The 5,644-nt window shown below is 61.2% G+C and carries 5 protein-coding genes; all 5 read right to left on the bottom strand.

What is annotated here, in order from left to right; translation table 11 throughout:
• Positions 1 to 211: 211 nt before the first annotated feature.
• Positions 212 to 1,210 carry a hypothetical protein gene (locus tag ABW043_RS19800; RefSeq protein WP_353922924.1) on the bottom strand — a complete coding sequence of 333 codons (999 nt, stop codon included), beginning with the start codon at positions 1,208 to 1,210 and terminating at the stop codon, positions 212 to 214.
• On the bottom strand, positions 1,207 to 2,019 hold the full coding sequence (locus ABW043_RS19805; protein WP_353922927.1) for a carbohydrate ABC transporter permease: 813 nt from the start codon (positions 2,017 to 2,019) through the stop codon (positions 1,207 to 1,209). Before ABW043_RS19805 ends, ABW043_RS19800 begins: the two co-directional genes overlap by 4 nt.
• 68 nt (positions 2,020 to 2,087) lie before the next feature.
• The gene (locus ABW043_RS19810; RefSeq protein ID WP_295415171.1) at positions 2,088 to 2,969 is read right to left on the bottom strand and encodes a carbohydrate ABC transporter permease; all 882 of its coding nucleotides are present in this window, start codon (positions 2,967 to 2,969) and stop codon (positions 2,088 to 2,090) included.
• A gap of 65 nt (positions 2,970 to 3,034) precedes the next feature.
• Positions 3,035 to 4,309: an extracellular solute-binding protein gene (locus ABW043_RS19815; protein WP_353922925.1), complete on the bottom strand. Its 1,275-nt coding sequence runs from the start codon at positions 4,307 to 4,309 to the stop codon at positions 3,035 to 3,037.
• Positions 4,310 to 4,401: 92 nt separating this feature from the next.
• Positions 4,402 to 5,484, bottom strand: a complete 1,083-nt coding sequence (locus ABW043_RS19820) for an ABC transporter ATP-binding protein (protein WP_353922926.1) — start codon at positions 5,482 to 5,484, stop codon at positions 4,402 to 4,404.
• Positions 5,485 to 5,644: the final 160 nt, after the last annotated feature.

Genomic DNA, 5,644 nt, shown 5'->3' on the forward strand with positions numbered 1-5,644 from the left:
ATGGTTGCCATAAAGATATATCTGGACGCAGTTCGCAATAAATCTCACGATTAAAGCTGAGTCGATGCGAAATATGTGATGCAGTCGAACGTCTGATTTACTCATGTCGCCGTCAAAAGCCGCCTGGCAGCTCCCCACCCCCAAATTTGTCGCTTCAACGATTTGTTTCTCAGGGAGAAACAAGACGCCGCTGTTATGGCACACCCGGACGCTAGTTCGTCGACGCCGATGCCAATGTCGGCGCAACCCGGCGCCGTGTCTCCACCGCCCACCATCCCACCCCAATCACCACCAGTACGCCCAGCGTGCTCCCCAGCCACGTCTCCACCTCCGTGATTGGCCTTCCCCAGATCCGCCGCGCAGAAAAGATGAGCAGGTTCGAAACCAGCAGATAGCTCAGCACATGCCGTCCCGGCAGAAGCAGCACATTTGGCACGCGGGCGGCGAGCAGGCGCGCCAAGGCCCAATAGAGCGCGAGCACCAGAGCCGGTCCGATCACCCAGAGCACCGTCGGCGGAAAGCGACCCGGCAGGGCGCCCGTCTGCTGCACCTGAAAGGCTAGAAGCCCCGAGCACAAAGCCGCCACGGCCCAATGCGCCCAGCCCAGTTTCCCCCCGCTCCGCCCCAGCCGGATGCCGACGAGGAACCACGGCAGATAGGGCAGCAGCGGAAAGCTCGCGAAGAGTGTCGTGCCCAGGAGAGTTGCCGATGCCGGCAGCCACAGGTCGACAACGATCCATGTCGAGGCAAAGGAGAGGGCCACGGCGAGGCCAAACGAAAGCGGGTCCAGCGCCATGCGCAGGATCAGCGGCCGAAACAAAGCCAGCAGCAGATAGAGCATGAAGAAGCTGGCGAGAAACTCGCTCCAGCCAAAGAGCCGCCGAAAACTCAGCACATCCAGCGCCAACGCCCAGGTAAGCGGGGTTCGATCGACCAGGACAGCAAAGGCAAAGGCCGAAATCCAGGCGGCAAGGAGCAACAGCACCACCGGCCGCAACCGCTCCCAAAACCCCCGCTCCCGCTCGCTCCCCATCCCGACGCCAATGCCCATGGCGAGGAGAAAGCCGGAAAAAGTGATGAGATTCACGCCCTCGGCCAGCCGATCCACCCAGACCGGCATTGACCGCCCGAGAAGCTGAAAGACATGGATCAAGACCATGCCCACAACGAGCATGGTCTTGAAGAGATCGAGATCGGAAGCCCGCTTCAACCTTTGACGCCGGCCGAGAGCATGATCGCCTGGGTCACTCGGCGCTGGAAGATCAGGTAGACCACCGCCACCGGCAGGCCCGCCACCACGGCCGAGGCCATCAGCTTGCCATAGATGATGCCATAGGCGTCCTTCACCTGGGTAATGCCCACCGGCACGGTCATCGTCGCCTCGCCCGTCGCAGCGAGGAACGGCCAGAGGAAGCTATTCCAGGCGCCAATGAAGGTGATGATGGCGAGCGAAGCCGTCACGCCCCAGTTCATCGGCAGATAGATGCGGAACAGGATTTTGAGATGCCCCGCAGAATCCATCTGCGCCGCCTCGCGAAACTCCTTGGGCACGCTATCGAAGAACTGCTTGTAGACGATGATCACCACCGGAACGATCAACTGCGGCAGGATGATGCCGGCCCAGGTGTTGAGCAGCTTGAACTGCGCCATGAGCACAAAGTGGTTCACGATCAGCGCCTGCATCGGCACCATGAAACAGGCCAGAATAAGAACATAGATCACGCGCCGCCCGGGGAAATCGAGCTGGCTCAGCGCATAGGCGCAACCGGCCGAGGAGACGATCACCAAGGCGGTAATGATCAGCGAGGTCACCATCGAGTTGATGTACCAGATGCCGATATTGGTGTTGTTCCAGATGTGGATATAGCTGTCGAACACGACGCGATTGGGGATCAGCGAGTTGCTCCCCGAAATCACCTCGCCATCGGGCTTGATGGAAGTAATAACAGCCCAATAGATCGGGAAGAACGAGCCGAGCGCCACGAGGATGGTGATGACGGTGAGCACCAGCCCGATCATGTCGATGGGGCCATCGCCCCGGCTGCGCGCAGCCGCAATGGCTTCGCGGTTGGGAAGGGCTTCGGCGCTCATTTCTCACCTCGGGCACGCAGGAGCTGGTATTGCAGCACCGACAGGATGATGATCATCAGGAACAGCAGCATGGCGGCCGTCGCGGCCTCGCCGCCCTTGTTCTGCTGGAAGGCCAGCTTGTAGACATATTGAACCAGCGTGATCGTCGCGTCCTGTCGCCCGCCGATCGAGAACAGGTAGACCTGGTCGAAAATCTTGAGCTGCGCGATGAGCTGGATGGTCAGCACTAGCGCCGTCACCGGCCAGATCAGCGGCCAGGTAATCCGCTGGAACTGCCGCCATCTGCCGGCGCTATCAAGCGAAGCGGCCTCATAAATCTCTGGCGAGATGTTCCGCAGCCCTGCGATAAAGAGCAAAATATTAAAACCCATGGTCCACCAGATGGTGACGAAGGCGACCGTGGGCATGAAGAGCGGAATGGTGCGCGTCAGCGAGATCGGCTGCCCGCCGTTAAACAGCGCCACAAAGCCCTGCACGAGCCCATATTGCACGTCGATGATCCAGTTCCAGGTGAGGAACACCACCGAGACCGGCAGGATATAGGGCAGGAAGAAACAAGCGAGCACAAAGCCCTGCACCGGCCCCTTCAACCGGTTCACCGCCAAGGCGATAACCAGCGAAATCAGCGTATTGGGAATGACGGTCAGCAGCACGAAATAGGCGGTGTTCCAAAAGGCCTGGTGAAACAGCTTGTGGCTGAGGATTTTCACATAATTGTCCCAGCCAACCCAGTCGCCCGTCCCGATCAGCGGCGCCTTGGTGAAGCTGAGCATGGCCATCTGGATCGTCGGCCAGACAAAAAGCGCGCCATAGATGAGCACGAACGGGCCCACCAGCAGCAGCGCAACCAGATATTCCTGCCTTTTGTCCCTGAGCATTTTTACACCTTCCCACCCCTGCGCAGTGTGAGGGGTACGGGCCGAAGCCCGCACCCCAAGCTCAATCAGAGCTGGCTGTTGAGATCGTCGCGCATCTGCGCGGCGGCATCAGCCGGCTCGATTTCGCCGGTCGTGGCGGGATTGATGAAGTTGCTCCATGCATCGCCAAGCGGGGCAGCCGGGCCAGCCAGGATCGTGCGCGGATCGAACACGGCCGTATCGGCGAACCCTGCATAATCAGACTGCGGCTTCAGCGCCTGGAATTCAGCGCTTTCACGCACAGCATTGAAGGCCGGGATATGGCCGGCGCCGGCCCAATCGAGCGAGTGCTGGTCCATCCAGGCGATGACCTTCATCACCGCAGCGCGCTTGTCTGCATCCACTTCCTTGCCGGCATTGGCGGGAACGACGAAGGCGTGCGAGTCAGACCAGGCGGCCTTGTTCTCGAACAGCGTCGGCAGCTCCACTGCACCCCATTCGAACAGTTCACCCTTGGCATGGAGGTCGACCATAGTCGGGACTTCCCAATTGCCCATGATGAAGAACGGCGACTGGCCCGAGGTGAAGAGCGCCAGCGCGGCCGGGCTTTCGACCTGCACCGGCGTATAGCCGCTATCCACCCAGCCCTTCACCACGTCGATGGCATTGGTCAGCTTGGTCACGTCCTCGTCGGTCGGGAAGAAGCCGCCGGCGGCTTCGTCGAACATGGTGCCGCCCTGCTGGCCGAACAGAGAGTAGATGGTGCGGTAGCGATCGCCCGTCGGGGTCGAAATGCCGTATTTCCCGTCCTTGGTGAAATCGGCGAGGATCTTGTTGAAGTTCTCGAGCCCATTGAGATCGGTCGGCAGGCCGTCTTCGCCGATCAGCCCGGCTTCTGCGAGCATGTCCTTGTTATAGTAGAGAATGAGGCCGTGCTGATCGAACGGCACGGCATAGCGTGTCCCATCGACCTTGCCGGCGTCCGAAGCCGCCTGGGTGAAATCGGCATCGGAAATGCCGGCACCCGAGAGATCTTCATCGGTGATTTCGGAGAGCGTACCGCTATCGACAGCCAGCGGAATGCGGCTCAGGTGATAGGTGGCGATATCGGGACCTTCGCCAATGGCCGAGGAGGTCTGGAGCTTGGTGTAGAAGGGCGTACCCCATTCCAGCGTCGTGCCCTGGATTTCGATCTCGCCCTGGTGCTCGGCGTTAAAACCGTCGATCAGCGCCTTCATGCGCACGCCGTCGCCGCCTGCCAGAAAATCCCACCAGACCACGGTCTGCTGCGCTGCAGCGGCACTCGTCAGCGCCATCAGCGCCGTCGACACCAGAGCCAATCGCTTCAAAGACAGTCTCATAACATCTTCCTCCCAAAACATGCCCAATGCATGTGTTCATCCGGCTGAGGCGGTGCAGTTATCGTCTTCCGCCCAGCAGAAATTCCTGCGGCCTATTCCGCGTGATAAGCGACGCCCTGCGCATCAAAGAGATGCACCGCCGAGCCATCGACCTTGAGCCGAACCGGCGCGCCGGCTTCGAGCGTCGACTTGCCGATATCGTCCCCGACGACCACCGTGCCGTCTTCGAGCCGCGTATGGATCAGCGTCCGGTCCCCCAGCCGCTCGACGAGCGCAATGGTCCCGGAAATCTCCCCATCCGGCGCTACACGCAACGATTCCGGCCGCACCCCAAAGGTCAGCCCCTGCCCCTGTGCCGGGGCCACGGAAGTCGTAATCGTCGTCGGAATGGTCGAGCCACCCGCCGTCACCACGACCCGCCCGCCCACATCGGCCATCGCCGTCACCGGCAGAAAATTCATCGAGGGCGATCCGACAAAGGCCGCCACGAACCGGCTCGCTGGCTTGGAGTAGACCTCCATCGGCGTGCCGATCTGCTCCACCTTGCGGTTGTTCATGACGACAATCCGGCTTGCCAGCGTCATGGCCTCGGTCTGGTCATGGGTCACGAAAATCATCGTCGTGCCGATGCGCTGGTGCAGTTGCGCCAGTTCCACGCGCGTCCGCACCCGCAGCCCCGCATCGAGATTGCTTAGTGGTTCGTCGAGTAGAAACGCATCGGGCTCGCGCACGATGGCGCGGCCAATGGCAACACGCTGCCGCTGCCCCCCCGAAAGCTGCGCCGGCCGCCGCTCCAGTAATTGCCCGATTTCCAGCATGCGCGCCGCTTCATCGACGCGCCGGTTGATCTCGGCCTTGTCGGTGCCGATGTTTTCGAGGCCAAAGCTCATGTTCTGGCGCACCGTCATATGCGGGTAGAGCGCATAATTCTGGAACACCATGGCGACGCCACGCTGGTTGGGCGGCAACTGATCCACCCGGCGCTCGCCAATATGGATTTCACCCGCATTGACCGCCTCAAGCCCGGCAATCATCCGCAAGAGCGTCGACTTCCCGCAGCCCGAAGGCCCAAGAAAGACGATGAACTCGCCCGAGCGGATATGCATGCTGACGCTGTCCAGCACCTGCACGGCGCCATAGGACTTGCTGACATCCCGAAGGACGATATCGGCCATCTCTTTCCTCCTCTTGGCGAAGCCGTCAGCTCTCCGGCCGATCGGCTCCTTCTTCACCTCTCCCTGTGGGGGAGAGGTCGACGCGCAGCGGCTGGTGAGGGGGCCTTTTGGCAATCCCTTACCCTCCCGAAGGCCTCTCACCCGGCTTGCCTTGCAAGCC

Origin of the sequence: Devosia sp., from assembly GCF_040509215.1 — a bacterium.
Classification (GTDB): domain Bacteria; phylum Pseudomonadota; class Alphaproteobacteria; order Rhizobiales; family Devosiaceae; genus Devosia.